Source organism: Bacillus stratosphericus (assembly GCF_020524495.1).
GTDB classification, from domain to species: domain Bacteria; phylum Bacillota; class Bacilli; order Bacillales; family Bacillaceae; genus Bacillus; species Bacillus stratosphericus_B.
Genome location: NZ_JAIVLB010000002.1, coordinates 54,231 through 71,713, shown reverse-complemented (window position 1 = coordinate 71,713; position 17,483 = coordinate 54,231). Strand labels below are relative to the sequence as shown.

Annotated in this window: 17 protein-coding genes and 1 pseudogene; 8 read left to right on the top strand and 10 right to left on the bottom strand. The window is 40.3% G+C overall.

Annotated features, from left to right (window positions below; translation table 11 throughout):
• Positions 1-41: 41 nt before the first annotated feature.
• The 10 genes and pseudogenes from LC033_RS01325 to LC033_RS01280 all read right to left on the bottom strand — a co-directional run bounded on the left by LC033_RS01325 (position 42) and on the right by LC033_RS01280 (position 10,442).
• Positions 42-1,982: an ABC transporter permease gene (locus tag LC033_RS01325; RefSeq protein WP_226566499.1), complete on the bottom strand. Its 1,941-nt coding sequence runs from the start codon at positions 1,980-1,982 to the stop codon at positions 42-44.
• Complete coding sequence (locus LC033_RS01320) at positions 1,972-2,733, bottom strand: ABC transporter ATP-binding protein (RefSeq protein WP_226566498.1); 762 nt, start codon at positions 2,731-2,733, stop codon at positions 1,972-1,974. The genes LC033_RS01325 and LC033_RS01320 overlap by 11 nt, the downstream gene beginning before the upstream one ends.
• Positions 2,734-2,834: 101 nt before the next feature.
• On the bottom strand, positions 2,835-3,839 hold the full coding sequence (locus LC033_RS01315) for a sensor histidine kinase (protein ID WP_226566497.1): 1,005 nt from the start codon (positions 3,837-3,839) through the stop codon (positions 2,835-2,837).
• Positions 3,839-4,528, bottom strand: a complete 690-nt coding sequence (locus LC033_RS01310) for a response regulator transcription factor (protein ID WP_226566496.1) — start codon at positions 4,526-4,528, stop codon at positions 3,839-3,841. Before LC033_RS01310 ends, LC033_RS01315 begins: the two co-directional genes overlap by 1 nt.
• A gap of 110 nt (positions 4,529-4,638) precedes the next feature.
• Positions 4,639-4,830: pseudogene (locus LC033_RS01305) on the bottom strand (ABC transporter substrate-binding protein); the annotation flags it as partial.
• 156 nt (positions 4,831-4,986) lie between these two features.
• On the bottom strand, positions 4,987-5,586 hold the full coding sequence (locus LC033_RS01300) for a response regulator transcription factor (protein WP_226566495.1): 600 nt from the start codon (positions 5,584-5,586) through the stop codon (positions 4,987-4,989).
• On the bottom strand, positions 5,583-6,719 hold the full coding sequence (locus tag LC033_RS01295) for a sensor histidine kinase (protein WP_226566494.1): 1,137 nt from the start codon (positions 6,717-6,719) through the stop codon (positions 5,583-5,585). The genes LC033_RS01300 and LC033_RS01295 overlap by 4 nt, the downstream gene beginning before the upstream one ends.
• Before the next feature lie 127 nt (positions 6,720-6,846).
• On the bottom strand, positions 6,847-7,896 hold the full coding sequence (desA, locus tag LC033_RS01290) for a Delta(5) desaturase DesA (protein ID WP_226566493.1): 1,050 nt from the start codon (positions 7,894-7,896) through the stop codon (positions 6,847-6,849).
• 189 nt (positions 7,897-8,085) lie between these two features.
• A complete protein-coding gene (locus LC033_RS01285; RefSeq protein WP_226566492.1) occupies positions 8,086-9,525 on the bottom strand; it encodes a DEAD/DEAH box helicase in 1,440 nt (479 codons plus the stop codon).
• 113 nt (positions 9,526-9,638) lie between these two features.
• The gene (locus tag LC033_RS01280) at positions 9,639-10,442 is read right to left on the bottom strand and encodes an NAD kinase (protein ID WP_226566491.1); all 804 of its coding nucleotides are present in this window, start codon (positions 10,440-10,442) and stop codon (positions 9,639-9,641) included.
• 430 nt (positions 10,443-10,872) lie between these two features.
• Here LC033_RS01280 and sppA point away from each other — a divergent pair, with 430 nt between their 5' ends.
• The 8 genes from sppA to LC033_RS01240 all read left to right on the top strand — a co-directional run bounded on the left by sppA (position 10,873) and on the right by LC033_RS01240 (position 17,385).
• On the top strand, positions 10,873-11,874 hold the full coding sequence (gene sppA, locus LC033_RS01275) for a signal peptide peptidase SppA (RefSeq protein ID WP_226566490.1): 1,002 nt from the start codon (positions 10,873-10,875) through the stop codon (positions 11,872-11,874).
• A 14-nt stretch (positions 11,875-11,888) separates the two neighbouring features.
• The gene (locus tag LC033_RS01270; RefSeq protein ID WP_226566489.1) at positions 11,889-12,413 is read left to right on the top strand and encodes an RDD family protein; all 525 of its coding nucleotides are present in this window, start codon (positions 11,889-11,891) and stop codon (positions 12,411-12,413) included.
• Positions 12,414-12,529: 116 nt separating this feature from the next.
• Positions 12,530-13,219, top strand: a complete 690-nt coding sequence (locus tag LC033_RS01265; RefSeq protein ID WP_226566488.1) for a DUF2953 domain-containing protein — start codon at positions 12,530-12,532, stop codon at positions 13,217-13,219.
• A gap of 14 nt (positions 13,220-13,233) precedes the next feature.
• The gene (ytfJ, locus tag LC033_RS01260) at positions 13,234-13,686 is read left to right on the top strand and encodes a GerW family sporulation protein (RefSeq protein ID WP_226566487.1); all 453 of its coding nucleotides are present in this window, start codon (positions 13,234-13,236) and stop codon (positions 13,684-13,686) included.
• Between the two features lie 110 nt (positions 13,687-13,796).
• Positions 13,797-14,297, top strand: coding sequence for a thiol peroxidase (gene tpx, locus LC033_RS01255; RefSeq protein ID WP_226566486.1), 501 nt, complete (start codon positions 13,797-13,799; stop codon positions 14,295-14,297).
• Positions 14,298-14,384: 87 nt separating this feature from the next.
• On the top strand, positions 14,385-15,359 hold the full coding sequence (locus tag LC033_RS01250) for a class I SAM-dependent methyltransferase (protein ID WP_226566485.1): 975 nt from the start codon (positions 14,385-14,387) through the stop codon (positions 15,357-15,359).
• A gap of 229 nt (positions 15,360-15,588) precedes the next feature.
• A complete protein-coding gene (locus tag LC033_RS01245) occupies positions 15,589-16,776 on the top strand; it encodes an acetate kinase (protein ID WP_226566484.1) in 1,188 nt (395 codons plus the stop codon).
• A gap of 93 nt (positions 16,777-16,869) precedes the next feature.
• Entirely contained in the window at positions 16,870-17,385 is a 516-nt protein-coding gene (locus LC033_RS01240; RefSeq protein WP_226566483.1) for a MogA/MoaB family molybdenum cofactor biosynthesis protein, read from the top strand.
• The last annotated feature ends 98 nt before the right edge of the window (positions 17,386-17,483 follow it).

Sequence of the window (17,483 nt, the reverse complement as noted above, 5' to 3'; positions counted from 1 at the left end):
AAAGTACAAAATCCCCATAAGCAGAGGCCTATGGGGATAAATTACAAGGATTCTTTAATGACTTTTTTATAATACTGGACAGACAGGAATCCAAAGACAGAATACAAAACAGTATAAATCGACATGACGATCAGCATTGGTGTCCACAGCTCCCCGCCGAATAGAAACCAGCCTGATTGAATGGCAAAGTAACTGTGCAGCAAACCGACTAGCAGCGGAATGCCAAAGTTAAATAGCTGTTTGAGTCGAATGCCTCTTAATAGATCTTTTTCAGTAAAGCCAAGCTTACGTAAGATCGTGTACGAGCTTTGTTCTTCTTCACTTTCATTCATTTGTTTGAAATATAAAATACAGCCTGATGTGACAAGAAAACTCAGTCCTAAAAAGCCTACAACAAACATCAGCAGTCCTGTCGCTTGTTTTTGCTGCTGACTCTCCTCTAAACGAGACATGCTTCCATCACTCATTTTTAAAGAAGTAAACACGTCATTGCCTTGTTCTATTTGTTTCTCATCTTTTACATTGATCGCGATATATTGGTTATTCTCAAACTGAAGCTTAGGATCTTTCTTTTGATCCAGCTGTTCAAAAACCTCTTGACTAACCACTGCAACAGGGAGGGAGCCGCTAAAAGTGAACCTGTAAGAGATTAAATAATCTCTTTTCATATCAATGACTTTTAAAGTAAGCGGCTTCTTTATTAGAAGTTGCACATCACCTGAGCTTTTAATGGGCATGAATTTTCTCATTAAATCATTGTAGCCGCTTAGTATGACTTCGTCGTTCTCTACATGAAAGTTGGGTGCATTCTTCTCACTGATCACTGGTAGTGTCAACACTCCTGGATTCTCATCCAGACTAATTAACTCTGTATCAATGATCTTCTTTACATCAAAATCGGCTTGAATGACCTTGAACTGTTGTTCTTCATAAGCAATATGCTTGTCAGAAAGTGCACGAGTGAAGGTAGCTGCTCCCTTTTCTGAACCCATGACGAAATGAGCCGGAATGTTTTGTTCTGCTGTTTTTTCTGCTGAGTAATACGAAATGTAGCTGAATGATAACAAACCAATTGCAAGTGCAGAAACTGTTGTAATAATGGTTAAAAGCAGTGCATTTGATTTTAGGCGGAACATAATCGATGACAGTGACAAGACTTCATGAATGGCAAGGTAGCCATTTTTTCTTTTTCTTACGATATTGGCAATGAATGAAACAGAGCCTTTATAGAAAAGAAAGGTACCGATAATGACAGAACCTAGAATAAAAATCATGGCTAAAAATAACGAAGGCATCGATGTGAATGAGCCATTAAAAAGCTGAGAAGAAATGTAATAGCCTGAGCTGATTGAGACAATACCCATAACCCCAATGATGATTTCAAACACAGAGATTTTTTTGACGCGCTGTTCTGTAGAAGACGTTGTTCTAAATAAAGCTAGGATCGTTTGCTTTTTAATAAAACGTCTATTTCTCAGCATAATCAGTATATAAATCAATAGAAAGACGATGATCGTTTGCAAAAGGGCCATGCCTGAGAAATGAAGGTTGGCAATGGCGTTAACGCCTGTCACTTTGAATAGCACCATCAGCATCAGCTTTGAGCCGATAAATCCGGCGAATATGCCGATAGCCATGGAGATCATGTATAGGATAAAGTTTTCTGCATTGAGAAGCTTGGTAATTTTTTGTTTCGTCATCCCTATGAGCTGCAGGAGGCCAATTTCTTTTCCTCTGCGTTTAATGAATATGCTATTTGCATATAGCAGAAAGATGCCTACGATGACAATGATTAGGATAGAAGCGGTTTTAATAGAAGCACCGCCTTTAATGGACCCTTTCACCTCATCAAGTGCTGGTGAATACTGCAAGGTGACAAAAGAAAAATAGAGTGCCACACTAAACACAAGAGCAAACACGTATAAATAGTAATTCTTCAAATTTTTCTTCAGGTTTCGGAAGACGAGCTGATTAATGTTCATGCTTCACACCGCCTAAGACACCTTGCGTTTTCATAATATCTTCGAAAAACATCTTTCTCTCTAAAGCGCCTTTATTCAACTGTGTATAGATCTGTCCGTCCTTGATAAAAATGACTCGTCTTGAATAGCTGGCTGCGACAGGATCATGTGTGACCATCACAATGGTCGCTTTTCGTTTGCGATTGAAATCTTGCAGCTTGTTGAGTAAATCAGATGCAGATTTGGAATCAAGTGCGCCAGTTGGTTCATCAGCGAAAATGAGACTAGGCTCATGAATGAAGGCACGAACCGCCGATGTCCTCTGCTTTTGTCCCCCAGACAATTCATTCGGATATTTATCTCGAAGTTCATAAATCCCCATATCCTCAGCGAGCTGTTGAAAGCGTTCAAAGGCTTCCTTTTTAGGCGTTTTGGAGATCGATAATGGTAAAAGGATGTTCTCTTTGACGGTCAGTGTATCAAGTAAGTTATAATCCTGAAAGACAAAACCAAGCTGTTTTTTTCTGAATTCAGCGAGCTGCTGATCCTTCATTTGAGTCATTTCAGCTTCTGCGATACGAATCGATCCACTAGAGACATGGTCGATAGATGACAATACATTCAGGAGTGTTGTTTTCCCTGATCCTGATGGCCCCATAATGCTGACAAACTCTCCTGTTTCTATGGTTAGATCAATGCCTTTGAGCACCTCTTGTTTATTGAATTTATTTCCATAGCTTTTATATAGCTTGCGAGCTTCTAAAATATTCATATGATGAACTCCTTTTTCTTTTGATAACTTTAGTATAAAAAGAAGCCGGACTGACTTCCTTCGATTTGGCGAACAAAACAGACGAGCATGTGACAATATTGTCACATGCTCGCAATATGAACAAATTCATTCTTTTTCGGAAAGATAAAGGTGAAGGTTGTACCTTGATCCATTGTGGAGTTGACATCGATTGTCATATGAAGAGCGTCTGTTCCTTTTTTGGTTAAATACAGCCCCATTCCCGTGGAGGCGGTGTCATTGTGATGTCTTGTGGAGGTAAAGCCTTTTTCAAAGATACGAGACAGGTCTCTCGGATCAATTCCTCTGCCTTGATCTGTAATCGTGAGAATCACTTGTTCATCCTTTTTTCTGCTTTTGATGACAATATCAGATGAATGGCTGTACTTGACTGCATTTGTCAGCACTTGTCTCATTATAAAGGATAACCATTTTGAATCACTTAATACGTCTCGTTCTTCTAATGCTAGTTCAAAGCCAATCCCTTTTTGCATGCACCATGATTGGAGCGCTTTGATTTCTTTCGCTATGATGTTTTGCAGATCCAGCTTTTCAATCAATAAATCATTTTCAATATGACGTATTCTGCTTTGGTGCAGCTGTGCATCAAGTAATAAATGAATTCTGAGCCACTCGTACGTCATATTCGATTTCAGGGGCTCCTCTGTTAAGCGGTCAATCATTAAGTGCATCGCTGTTAGAGGTGTTTTGACTTCATGTATCCATGAAAGCAGTTCATCTTTTTCTTCTTCAAGAGCGCTTTTTTGCTCAGCCGCCATCTGCCGGTAGCGGGCGATTTGCTCTGACGTTGCATCATGTACGATCTGTTCAAATGGGGAAGAGGGGCCCATCCGCATTTGAGGATCAATGTGTTCGTCCCATTCTTTCAGGCTTTGATAATAATCTGTTTCTTTTCGGTAACGGAAAAAAAGAAAGACGATCATGAGTAACGTAGACAATAAAACGATATAAAAAAGAGAAGCTACTGGAATTGTCGTATCCAAATAAGCAACAAAAAGAATGAGTGGCTGTAGGCTAAGGAAGAACAGAATCCAGCTTCTTCGTTCTTTTAAAAATGCTTGCAGCATCATTGATCATCCTTTTCCTTTGCGAGATACCCTTGACCCACTTTTGTTTCAATAAAGGTACCGAGAGAGATCTCGTCTAGTTTTTTTCTAAGGCGATTGACATTTACAGTCAGCGTATTGTCACTTACAAACCGTTCATCCTCCCATAACGCTTGGATGAGTGATTCCCGGCTGACGATATGATGTTTATGCTGAACCAATTCCTTGAGAATAAATAATTCGTTCTTCGTTAATTCAATCTCACCATGTTCATTGGTCACGGTGTTTTTTTCTAGATCAATGGTAGCGCCGCACCATACCTTTAGGTTGGCCGGTTCTGCATTATAATCATGGACGCGGCGAAGAACCGCACTTACTTTGGCGATGAGGACGTCAAAGTGAAATGGCTTCTGCACAAAATCATCGGCACCGAGCTGCATAGACATCACCATATCAGCAGGGTGGTCTCGAGAGGAGAGGAAGATGATTGGAACATTTGAATGATGCCGAATCATCCGGCACCAATGAAAACCATCGTACTTTGGGAGCTGAATGTCAATAATGACTAGATCCGGCTGAACAGAAGTGAATTCCTTCATGACCTGATGAAAATCGTGTATCCCATAGACATCATAGGACCAGTTGATTAAACGTTCTTTGATTTCTTGGAAGAGGGTTGTATCATCCTCAATCAGCAAAATTTTAAACAAAACCAGCACCACACTTTATGAATTAGCTTGTATGTAATTGTAGCGGAAAAAAGGCGTTGCCGCTAGAAGCAGACAAGAAAAAAGCAAGGGAAGAGGTCCCTGGCTTCAGCTTATTTACCTAAAAAATGCTTTTTAAAGAATGATCGTTGATATTTCAGTTTGAGTGAATCATTAAAGTAAAATTCTTCAGCATTTGCTTCGTACACTTTCACAGCAGGAATGGATTTATAGATTTCACTGTTTTGATAGGAATTGTCCATTTCGCTGTCTTTGCTAATGATCATATAGTCTCCGGAAAATTCATTTCTTCATACAGGATTTCTGTTCAATGCAAGGACAAAGATGAGCATCAGGGAATATATATCATAGGTCTGTTGTCAATTACATTTTGCCAGTTGGTGATAAAAAATAACGGAATTTTTTAGAAAGTAAAAAGGCATATGACTTGATCTTTTTTCCTATTTTAACCAGCCTTTTTCTTTTGAGCGTGTGATGGCTTCAATTCGATTTTTGACTTCTAGTTTATCTAAAATAATGGATATGTAGTTACGGACAGTGCCGCTTTTAATGCTGAGTTCCTTTGCGATTTCTTTTGTGTTTTTGCCGTGTGCGACGAGTTCAAGTACGGATTTTTCTCGTTCGGTTAAAGGATTTTCGTCGCTATATAAGTCTTCCATCAATTCAGGGGCATACACCTTTTTCCCTTTCATCACACTGCGAATGGCACTTGCCAGCTCTTCGCTTGGGCTGTCTTTCAGCATATAGCCGCTAACGCCAGCTTTCAGCGCTCTTTGGAAATAACCAGAACGGGCAAAGGTCGTTAAAATGATGATCTTTACATTTGTTTCTTTAAGTTCTTCAGCTGCATCAAGCCCAGATTTACCTGGCATCTCAATATCCATTAAACAAATATCAACTGAGTGTTTTCTGGTAAAATCAATGGCATCCTGGCCATTTGTGCCTTTCCCAACAACCTTCATATCGTCTTCTAAATCGAGAAGTGAACCGAGTGCACCAAGCAGCATTTGCTGATCTTCTGCGATAAAGATGTGAATCATTTCATCCCCTCCTTTTCTTTTGCTGATGAATCATTTGGTATGCTCATAATCAGCTTTGTCCCGTCTTTTGCCTCAATGTGCAGACGTCCATTTGCAAATTCCAATCGTTCTCTAATCCCTAAAAGACCATGCCCTTTCGTCTGAAAGGGTGGATGATCGCCTTTAAATGTTCCATCATCCTCAACTGTGATGACGGCTTCTTTTGACTTTTGGTGAATGGTGATTTTACACACAGTGGCGTTACTATGTTTGACGACATTCGTCACGGCCTCTTTGATGCACATGCTCACAATGTTTTCGTTGAGAAGAGAGATGTGTTTCGGCGCTTCCTTTTCATCATAAATCAATTCAATATCAGCCGCTTCGAGTATTTGTTTTATATTCAATATTTCATCCTTGATTCGAATGCCTTTCATGGAGGAAACAATTTTTCGGACTTCATTGAGAGACGTTCTAGCGGTTTGCTGGACGCTTTTTAGTTCGGCACGAGCCTGTTCAGGATCTTTATACACGAGTTTTCGGGCAAGGTCACTCTTTAAACCGATAAGGGAAAGCTTTTGTCCCAGGGTGTCATGCAGATCTCGTGCAATGCGCTGCCTTTCTTCAAGCTTCACAAGATCGGCGAGCCGTTCATTGGCATATTCTAATTTTTCTTCGAGCCGTTCACGTTCCTTTCTGCTCCTAATGCTTAGAGGGAGGAGGATGGCACTAATGAGTGTGATCACGACAAAAGGAATTTGTGTGAGAAACCAGCCCTTTTTTAAGATCAGACTAAAGTTCACCGCAACGGCGGCGCTTGCTAGATGGATATAGTATAAGATATAGAAAGGTACTTTTCTTTTTATATGCCCATTGAAATAGGCAATGCAAAAAGCAAAATAAATGTAGCTGTAGAGCATGACATAACCAGTAGAAATGGCGATTAATAGAAGGCCGAATACATATAACGACCAGCTTTTTGCGACAAAGGCAAAACGGTAGACAGAGAAAAAGACGACGTTCAATATAATGCCGATCACAATGCCTAAAGTCGAAGGTGTCTTAAAGATAAAATAAAAGGGTAGGATGAAAAAAATAGCCCAAATATATGGGGAAATCCCATTCAGTTTTTGAATTTTAAGTTGTTTTTTCATCCGTGATTCACCTTTTCCATTTTTTCATTCTTTTTCACTACTTTATCAAATTGAACACGTTACCGCATCTTGCAAATACAACAAAATACAACAAGCTCCTTCTATTGTAAGAAAGAGCCTGGGCTGTTTATGCATTCTTCTTGAGAATGTCTCCTTTAATGACAGGGGTAATTCTCGTCTGACGTGCTTCTTTAAAGGTAACAAATGCCTTCGTCTCTTCATCCCATAGTCTGAATTTCATTGACTCAATACTAGTTTTCAAAGTGATGGTTGGAACATTTTGAAGCGGTTCACTTTGCTGATGGGCATGCTCTAAATGATAATTTGGTACCCGTGGGCTTAAATGATGGACATGGTGGTAACCGATATTGCCTGTTAACCATTGAAGGAGTTTTGGTAATTTGTAAAAGGAACTGCCTTCTACAGCTGCCTGCACATAATTCCAATGTTCATCTGCTTCAAAGTAAGAATCCTCAAACGTATGCTGCACATAAAACAGCCACACACCAATTGATCCAGAGATGAGAAAAATCGGCCCTTGAACAAGCAGGAAGCCTTGCCAGCCAAAGAGGAGACATGTGGCTGCTGCAAATAAAATAATCGTCACGTTTGTGAAATACGTATTCCAGCGCTCTTTTTTACGAGCACTCTTGACGTTGAACCGATTTTGAATGAGAAACACAAAGATCGGCCCCAAAATAAACATCACAAAGGGATTTCGGTATAATCTGTAGCGAATTTTCGTCCATACAGCTGCTTCTTCATATTCTTTCACTGTCAGGAGCCAAATGTCACCTGTGCCGCGTTTATCTAAATTACTGCTTGTGGCATGGTGAATGGAATGACTTCTTTGCCATTGAAGATAAGGGAAAAGGGTGAGTACACCCGTTAAGAAACCGAACAGGTGATTCAGCGGCTTCTGTTTAAAAAAGGATTGGTGGCAGCAGTCGTGAAAAATAATAAAGACACGAACTAAAAAACCAGCTGCAATGACCGCAAACAAGAGGGTGAGAAGGTAGGAGATGTTCAGGCTATAATAGGCTAGAAACCAAAGTCCTAAAAATGGAATAAATGTATTGAAAAGCTGCATGATACTTTTTTTTGAATCAGCACCAGAAAATTGACCTACTTGTTTCCTTAAAGTTGCTTGCTGCTGCTTGTTTGTTGAAATCGTCATGAAAGTTCAAGTCCTTTCCGTTTCTTTCTACTTCACAGTATAGAAGGAAAGAGATCATGCTCATAGTAGCACCCATCATATATTCAATATGACAAATGTCATATTGAGCATCATAAAGGCTGATGGTACCACGGTTTGTGACCTTGTATCATCATCAATAAAAAAGTGAAGGCGCTTTGCCTTCACTTTTTATGAGCGTGCTTTGTGCACTTTTAGCTGCTTGCCTTTAATCGTTGTGTGACGCATGGCTTTTATCACAAGAGGGCCTTTGCCATTTAAAATATCGACATACGTTTTCGTTTCATGAATCGTAATAATTCCAATGTCATCAAATGCAACGTCTTCTATTTTGGCGATGGTCCCAACGAAATCAACAGCGCGCAGTTTTTTTTTCTTCCCACCGTTAAAATAGAGCTTCATAATATCCTTCTCTACACCTGCCTGCTTATTTTCCTTCTGAATAGGTGTTTCAATCTTCTCTTCGAAGCTTGCTACATGTTGCTCCGCTTCTTCCTTAGTAGGATAAGGATGAGTTTCAAAATCAATACCGGCCTGCTGCTTTAATTCATCAATAAACGGCTGCGTGTGCTTGGTCATAAAGGCAATCGTTTTCCCGCTTTTACCCGCTCTACCCGTTCTTCCAGTACGATGAATATAACGTTCTTTTTCATAGGGCAGGTCATAATGAATCACATGTGTCATATCGATTACATCAATTCCCCGAGCTGCAATATCTGTTGCGATCAGATAGCGGAACTCGCCGTTTTTGAATTCATCCATGACGTCAAAGCGATCTTCCTGCCTCATACCCCCATGAATTTTGTCGCAAGGAACATCCCAATCGTCCAGCTTCATGGTTAGTTCATTCACTCGTTCCTGCGTATTGCAGAAAATAATACAGCTATCTGGATTTTCGATAACGATCGTTCGTTGGAGAAGTGAGAATTTGGCTTCTTCCTCTGTTTCAATCACAGTGTGGGTAATTTTTTGTACAGGGATTTCCTCACGCATCTCAATCACTCTTGGCGACTGTAAAAATTGCTCACTCAGTTCCTTCATTTCAGTAGACATTGTTGCTGAAAAGAGTATTGACATGCGTTTAGGCGGCAGATGCTGAATAATGGCAGAGACTTGCTCAATAAACCCCATGTTCAGCATTTCATCTGCTTCATCTAACACAAAAAATGTGAGGTTTTCTAAAGAAAGAGTGCCTTTTTCAAGGTGGTCCAATATTCGCCCTGGTGTTCCGCACACAATATGGTTTTTTTGCGCAAGCTCTACTTTTTGTGTTTGAAAAGAGGCTTTTCCATAAATGGCTACGGCTTTGATTCGTTTAAATCGTCCAAGGCTAGTGAGGTCCTGCTTGACTTGAATTGCTAATTCTCGTGTTGGAACGAGGATGAGGGCTTGAGGTTTATTTTGGGCCCAATCCACCATTTCACAAATTGGCAAACCATAGGCGGCTGTTTTGCCGCTGCCTGTCTGAGACTTGACGATCAGATCTTGCTTTGAAAAAGCAACTGATAATGTCTCGTGCTGAACGGGTGTAGGTGTATGGAAGTGAAGCGCTTTTAACGCTTGTTTCAATTCATCGCTTAATGGATATTGATCAAAATGTTGTAATGGCATCGCGTTCTCCTTTTCGTACACTCATACTTGTGACATCATACCATATCTTTTCAAAGACAGCATGATTGTGAATGAGAAGACATGAAAAAAAGCCCCGTATAGGAGCTTTTTGATTAAAGGAATCTGCGTTTGACTTTTTCCCAGTAGGAGTTGTCTTTTAATTTAACCGTTTTAATCACTTTGCCTGAAAGACCAATGTCAATTTGGTTTACGTGTTTTGTGCCGAGTGCTTCGTTATCAAGCCCGATAATTGGATGATCGTTTCCGTCCTGCACGACCTTCAGCGACAACTTGCGGTCACTGCTTAAAATGAAAGGAGCACCAAGTGTACGGTACGAGTTGTTATTTAATGATGCAAGCTCTGTCACTTGCATACAAGGGAGCATCGGATCAACCACGGCGCCGTTAACGGATTTATTGTAGGCCGTTGAGCCGGTCGGAGTGGAAATAATTATCCCGTCGCCTCTAAAGGTTTCAAAGTGAAAATCATCTATATACACATCGATGACAAATGTTTTAATGATGCTAGAGCGGATGGACAGTTCGTTTAAGCAATGGAATTGATTGGTACTGTCGATGCTTACATCAATGATCGGATATTTTCTCACTTCAATCTGTTCGGAGTTCATGGCATCAATCATTTTATCAAAATGCTCTAATGAAAAATCGCAGTATAGATGCGAATTCTCTGTTTTTGATACCCCTACGTACAAGCAGTCATCACGGAACTTTGTTTTGCGAACTGCTTGAAGAAATGTGCCATCCCCGCCAATTGAAGCAATAATATGGGCATCCTCTGCACGATTTACGACTTGAAAGCCTTGATCGGAAGCGAGCTTCTCCAGAGAAGAAATGTGTCCATCCAATTCATGATCTTTTTTGTAAAAGAAAAATACATTGCGACGTTTGTCTGTCATTGACGTTCTCCCCTTTGTTGTCAAAAATAGATTTCCAATAGTAAAGGGCTTACATGTAAACCCTTGCTCACATTTTACACTTTTTTTATATGAAAAGTAAAAAATTTAGAAAGACGCACATAGAGATAGAAAGTTAGAAGTGATTCGAAATCGCTGACTTTGAGCATAATTTAAACGCTGTTTTTTTATTGAAGAGAAGTTAAAAGGTGTTTGTTTCGTTGCGTTGAACACCTGTGCTGTTAGACGTGGGGAGAGGAAAAAAGACAATTTCTCGTCATGGGATTCTGAGATCGAAGAGGTAAAGTTGTTCGTCTTTTAAGATCGATGCTATCATATGTTGAAATGAAATGTAAAAAAAACAAAATTCCTATGAAACATTTCATGTATGTATTCGTATGAATGAAGTGAGATAAAAAAGGAGGAGAAAGAGATGAATGCGAAAAGATGGGTAGCCTTAATCATTGCACTTGGTGTTTTCGGATTTTCAATTGTGATTAGTGTTACGATGGCCTTGTTTGAAAACTTCAATGACAATAAAATGAGCTATCAATTCGGGGATGAAATCGAAGAGAAGGTACTAGAGGATGGCAGCGGAGCGAGTAAAATTGCTGTTCTTGAGATTAATGGAACCATTCAAGATAACGGCGGTGCATCAAGCCTCTTAGGCGGAGAAGCGTATGATCATCGTGCGTTCTTAAAAGAATTAGATAAAGCAAAAGATGATGCTTCTGTAAAAGGTGTATTGCTTCGCGTCAACTCTCCTGGCGGTGGTGTTTACGAAAGTGCTGAAATACATAAAAAATTAGAGGAAGTGAAAAAAGCGAAGAAGCCAATTTACGTATCAATGGGATCAATGGCCGCTTCTGGCGGCTACTATGTGTCGACTCCAGCAAAGAAAATCTTTGCTTCCCCTGAAACATTAACAGGTTCTCTAGGCGTGATCATGCAAAGTTTGAATTATTCAAAGCTAGCGGATAATTTAGGCATTAAATATGAAACCATTAAGAGTGGAAAATATAAAGACATCATGTCTCCAGATCGTGATATGACAAAGGCTGAGCGCGACATCATGCAAAGCATGGTAGACAACTCCTATGAAGGGTTTGTCAAAGTCATCTCTGAAGGACGCGGCATGTCTAAACAGGACGTCAAGAAAATTGCCGATGGCCGAGTATATGATGGAACGCAGGCGAAGTCCAACGGATTAGTGGATGAGCTTGGATACTATGAAGATGCAATAAAAGCGATGAAGAAAAATGAAAAAGGATTAAAAGGGGCAAAGGTTGTCAGCTATTCTCAAAGCTTTGGCTGGAACTCTCTCTTGAATATGAGCGCAAGCAAGCTCTTTAAAAGCGAAATTGATTTTCTGAATTTAAAAGAAACACTGGCTGGATCAAACGGGTCTAAACCGATGTATCTCTATTCAAAATAAAGGAGGGATCATAGATGGATTCTACATTCGATGAAGTAAGCGAAAGCCGCAGCCAAGAGGAAGAATCGCAGCCGGCCCTTGGGAAGCGCGTTTCAATTGAAGCACAGGCCTTTGCAGGTTTTTGGATTAGATTTTGGGCGTTTATCCTTGATTGGCTCGTCGTCTGGGGTGTTAACCATTTGACGGTTTCTCCCATCTTTAGTCTGTTTGGCTGGTCAAAAGGAGGAGGATGGTTTTCTCCAATTTCAGTCACTACGACGATTGTCTTCCTGCTTTATTTCGCCATCATGACAAAAATTTTTCATCAAACACTCGGCAAGATGGTGTTTGGGATCAAAGTTGTCTCACTTCAGCCTGAGAAGCAGCTGACATGGGATGTCATTTTCTTTAGAGAAATCGTTGGCCGATATATTAATACGCTTTTTGTTCTCTATGCTGTTGTTGGGTTCTCACCGAAAAAGCAAGGGGTTCATGACTACTTTGCTGATACGGTGGTCGTCCATGAACATTTGTATGAAAAAAAAGAATCAAGCATGTAATCAAAGGGAGTTTGACCGAGGCCGGTCAAACTCTTTTTTTATGATTGGGTATAAAATCCAGCATGAGAGCCATAATCGTAAAGGAAGCATCATTTGTTATAGAGGAAGTGAGAACAGTGCTTTACGTTTGGATCGCAGCTATTTGTCTCCTTGTGATCTTATTGATCTTCATGAAAGTGACTATATCACTTGAGTATTCACATGCAAATGACAAAGACTATCTTGCACTGAAGGTCATCACCTTATATGGAATTGTCAGGCTCAAAAAAGAGATTCCGATGGTGAGAGTGAATAAGGAAGATCAAACAATTGATATTCGTGAAAAGAATATGGACAGCTCCAAAACGCCTAGTAATGAAAAAGAATCTATCCATAAAAAAATAGACAAAGGTGATATGAAGCAAATTCTTCATCAAATTGAGCGGATCGCAAAAGAGATTGTCGATCTAAACCGAATCATGCGCCAATTCTTTATTCATATGAAAATTGTATCTTTTCACTGGTCGACATGGATCGGTTTTCATGACGCAGCTTTAACAGGTGTAGCAGCAGGCGGTGTGTGGTCAGTCAAAGGAGCACTGCTTGCCTTTATGCAGGAGCACCTTACTTTTAAGCATAAACCTGTATATGAAGTGATTCCTGCCTTTCAGCACAATGTGTCACAGATACATTTTACATGTATAGCTTATTTTCGTATTGGACATGCTATGCTTGCAGCCATTCGATTACTTGTCCATTGGTTAAAAGGAAGAAAGGCAAGAAAAAATGCCTCTCTTCAAGCAACGAAGAATGAATCATCTGTTTAAGGAGGAACATGAAAATGGCAGATCATCCAATCCAAGGTCTGATGAAGACAGCGATGGAAAACTTAAAAGAAATGATAGATGTGAATACAATTATCGGCGATCCAGTGGAAACCCCTGACGGCAGCGTCATTCTCACTGTATCAAAGGTCGGTTTTGGATTTGCAGCCGGCGGCAGTGAATTTACCGGTAACCAAAAGAAAGAAAACCGTTCTGATGAACAAGAACGAAAAGAACCGAGACTCCCATTTGGTGGCGGAAGTGGTGGCGGGGTATCCATTACACCAATTGCCTTTTTAATTGTGGGAACAAACGGAGTTCGAATGCTTCATTTGGATGAACACACACATTTGCTTGATAAAATATTGGATTCTGCTCCTCAAGCAATTGACCGTCTTAAGCACATGTTTAAGAAAGATGAACAGGAGCATTGCCACAAAGAACGAAAACTAGATGACATCGACCTGTAAAAAGTTAGCTGCGCTGCAGTTAACTTTTTTTAAAATGGACGATTAGGCTTTGCAGTTTTTTAATTTCTCTACTAGAATAGAAGCATACATTTGATAAGGGGGGAATTGTTTTGGCAACGATCACATTTAAAGGAAGCCCTGTAACGCTTGTAGGAAATGAAGTGAAAGTAGGTGAACAGGCCCCAGATTTTACGGTATTAACGAACTCACTCGGAGAAGTTTCACTTTCTGATTTAGCAGGAAAAGTGACGATCTTTTCAGTGATTCCTTCTATTGATACAGGTGTGTGTGACGCACAAACAAGACATTTCAATGAAGAGGCAGCCGATTTAGGTCCGGTCAATATTTATACGATTAGTGCGGATCTTCCATTTGCACAAGCACGCTGGTGCGGAGCAAACGGAATTGAAAATGTAGAAACATTATCTGATCACAGAGATATGTCTTTTGGTGAAGCGTTTGGTGTATGTATCAAAGAATTGCGTTTATTGGCGCGTGCAGTTTTTGTATTAGACCCTAACGGTAAAGTGGTTTACACTGAATACGTAAGGGAAGCAACGAATCATCCAAATTATGAAAAAGCCATTGAAGCTGCAAAATCACTGTTATAAAAGCAGCATTGAAAAGAGCTCCGGCTTCGTACTGGGGCTCTTTTCAATGAAAACATATAGCTTTAACAAAGCGAGGAGAGAAAAGCATTGCAGAAAGATCAAGTGAGTACTATTTTTGAGCTGCTCGATACAGCCTCCAATCGATTGAAAAAGAAACAGAGCTTTTCCTATATTGAAGCATTGGCAGAGGCAGGTGAGGCCTTCTTTCAGGCAAACGATCGAAACTGTTTATTAAAGGACTTAATAGAGAAAGCAGATTTTGCCTCTTATGATCATGAGCAGATTCGAAAGGCGTTTCAGCTCGCCGTACTGAAAGGACAAAAGGAAATTTCACATCCAAACCGTCAAATGACGCCAGATACGATTGGGCTATTTGTCAGCTATTTGGTCAATAAATTGTTAGAAAAAAAAAAAGAGCTTGTTGTCTTTGATCCAGCAGCGGGAACAGGAAACTTACTCCTTGCTGTCTTAAACAATCTCACTGCAGAAACAAAACGCGGCTTTGCCTCTGATATTGATGATGTCCTCATTAAAATTGCTTGGGCACAGGCGAATTTAGAAGAAAAAGAAGTCGAGCTTTTTCATCAGGACAGCCTTGATCCGCTTCTCATCTCACCGGCAGATGTCACCGTATGCAGTCTTCCAGTTGGCTATTACCCAAATGATGAGCGTGCAGCAGACTTTGAATTAAAGGCAAAAGAAGGACATTCCTTTGCGCATTACTTATTCATTGAACAAAGTCTTCGTTACACGAAAGAAGGCGGTTTCTTATTCTTCATCATTCCTAACGACTTGTTTGAAGGAAAAGAAAGTGTGCAATTAAAGGATTTCATCAAAGATCACGCATATATGAATGCTTTAATTCAACTGCCAGTCTCCATGTTCAAAGACAAAAAGCACGCCAAAAGCTTATTTGTCATGCAAAAGAAAAAAGAGGGGCTAGAAGCGCCAAAACGGATGTTGTTTGCCAATCTGCCATCTTTCTCACAGAAGGAAGCGATGATCGGCGTGATGAGAAAATTAGACCAGTGGTTTATAGAAGAAAAAGAAACGAAAGAATAGCCAGAATGATTTCTGGCTATTCTACTTTTCAGAAAATAACGACTTATTGATGTAAGCGATAACAGTTCAAAGGTGTACTTGAAATGCAAAGTTTTCAATGTTTAAATGAAAAAGTCAGATATTTTTCGGACTTATCGTTAAACTATAAAAGACCCGCCAAACAGGTTGAATATAGCACCGGAAAAAACGTGAAATTTTATATAACAACTGAGTAAAAGGAGCGACAAGAATGTCCAAAATTATTGCAATCAACGCAGGAAGCTCATCCCTTAAATTCCAATTGTTTGACATGCCAGAAGAAAACGTTTTAACGAAAGGTCTTGTTGAAAGAATAGGAATGGACAACAGTATCTTTATGATTTCTGTAGATGGAGAAAAGAAAAAAGAAATCACTGATATCCCAGATCACGCAGTAGCTGTAAAAATGCTGCTTGAAAAATTAACTGAATTCCACATCATCAAAGACTTTAATGAAATTGATGGCGTAGGACACCGTGTCGTTCACGGGGGAGAGAAGTTCAGCGACTCTGTTCTATTAACAGATGAAGTCATCAATGACATTGATCAGCTTTCTGAGCTTGCACCACTTCACAACCCTGCAAACGTTGTAGGAATCAAAGCATTCAAACAAATTCTGCCTGACGTACCAGCGGTCGCTGTGTTCGATACAGCCTTCCACCAAACAATGCCAGAGCAGTCTTATCTATACAGCCTTCCGTACGATTACTACAAAAACTTTGGTATTCGTAAATATGGATTTCACGGGACAAGCCATAAGTTTGTCACAGAGCGTGCATCAGAGCTATTAGGTCGTCCTCTTGAAGAGCTTCGTTTAATTTCATGTCACCTAGGAAATGGTGCGAGTATCGCAGCAGTAGAAGGCGGAAAATCAATCGATACATCAATGGGCTTTACACCACTTGCTGGTGTTGCGATGGGTACACGTTCAGGTAACATTGACCCTGCCCTCATCCCATTTATTATGGAGAAAACAGGACATACTGCTGAAGAAGTACTCTCTACTTTGAATAAGAAGAGTGGTCTTTTAGGCGTGTCTGGTCTTTCAAGTGACCTTCGTGATATAGAAGAAGCAACAGAAGAAGGAAACGACCGTGCAGAAGTAGCCCTTGATATCTTTGCTAGCCGTATTCACAAATACATCGGATCTTATGCAGCGAGAATGAATGGCGTAGATGCGATCATCTTCACAGCTGGAATTGGTGAAAACAGTTCAGAAGTGAGAGCACGTGTACTTCGTGGGCTAGAATTCATGGGCGTTTATTGGGATCCTTCTCTAAACAACATGAGAGGCGAAGAAGCATTCATCAGTTACCCCCACTCTCCTGTTAAAGTCATCGTGATTCCAACGAACGAAGAAGTGATGATTGCAAGAGACGTTATGCGCTTAGCGGAATAAAGATTGAGAAGTTCTTTTCCAATAAGGAAGAGAGCTTTTTTTTGAAATGCTATAATGGGTCCAATACGAAAACGAAAGGGAGCGGTACGGAAGATGAGCGTTGAAGAACATAAACGAGAAGCGAAAGCGAGGCTGCACTTAAAAGTCGTTACGGTCAGTGATACAAGGACGAAAGAAACGGATAAAAGCGGCCGTCTCATGATTGATTTGCTTAAAGAACAGGGACATCTGATTTTTGCATACGATATTGTGAAAGATGAAATTGGAGCGATTCAAGACGCCGTATTAGAAGGAACAAGTGAAGTGAAGATTGATGCCGTCTTGTTAAATGGGGGGACAGGTATTGCCGCAAGGGATGTAACCATTGAATCCATTACTCCCCTTTTTTCCAAAGAGCTGCCAGGCTTTGGCGAAATCTTTCGCATGCTAAGCTATAGAGAAGGCATTGGTTCAGCGGCTATCTTGTCTAGAGCAACGGCAGGGGTTATCAACCAAAAAGCTGTCTTTGCCACACCAGGCTCTATCGGAGCGGTTCGATTAGCGATGACCAAACTCATTATGCCAGAGCTCCCTCACGTCTTGCGTGAGCTTGTAAAAGATCAAAAATAGCCCAAAATGACTCTGCCAAGAAAAATTGGCAGAGTTTTTTTCATAAAGGGGTTGAAAAAACAATTTTTCCTTGTTACAGTATATACATATTAAATGCA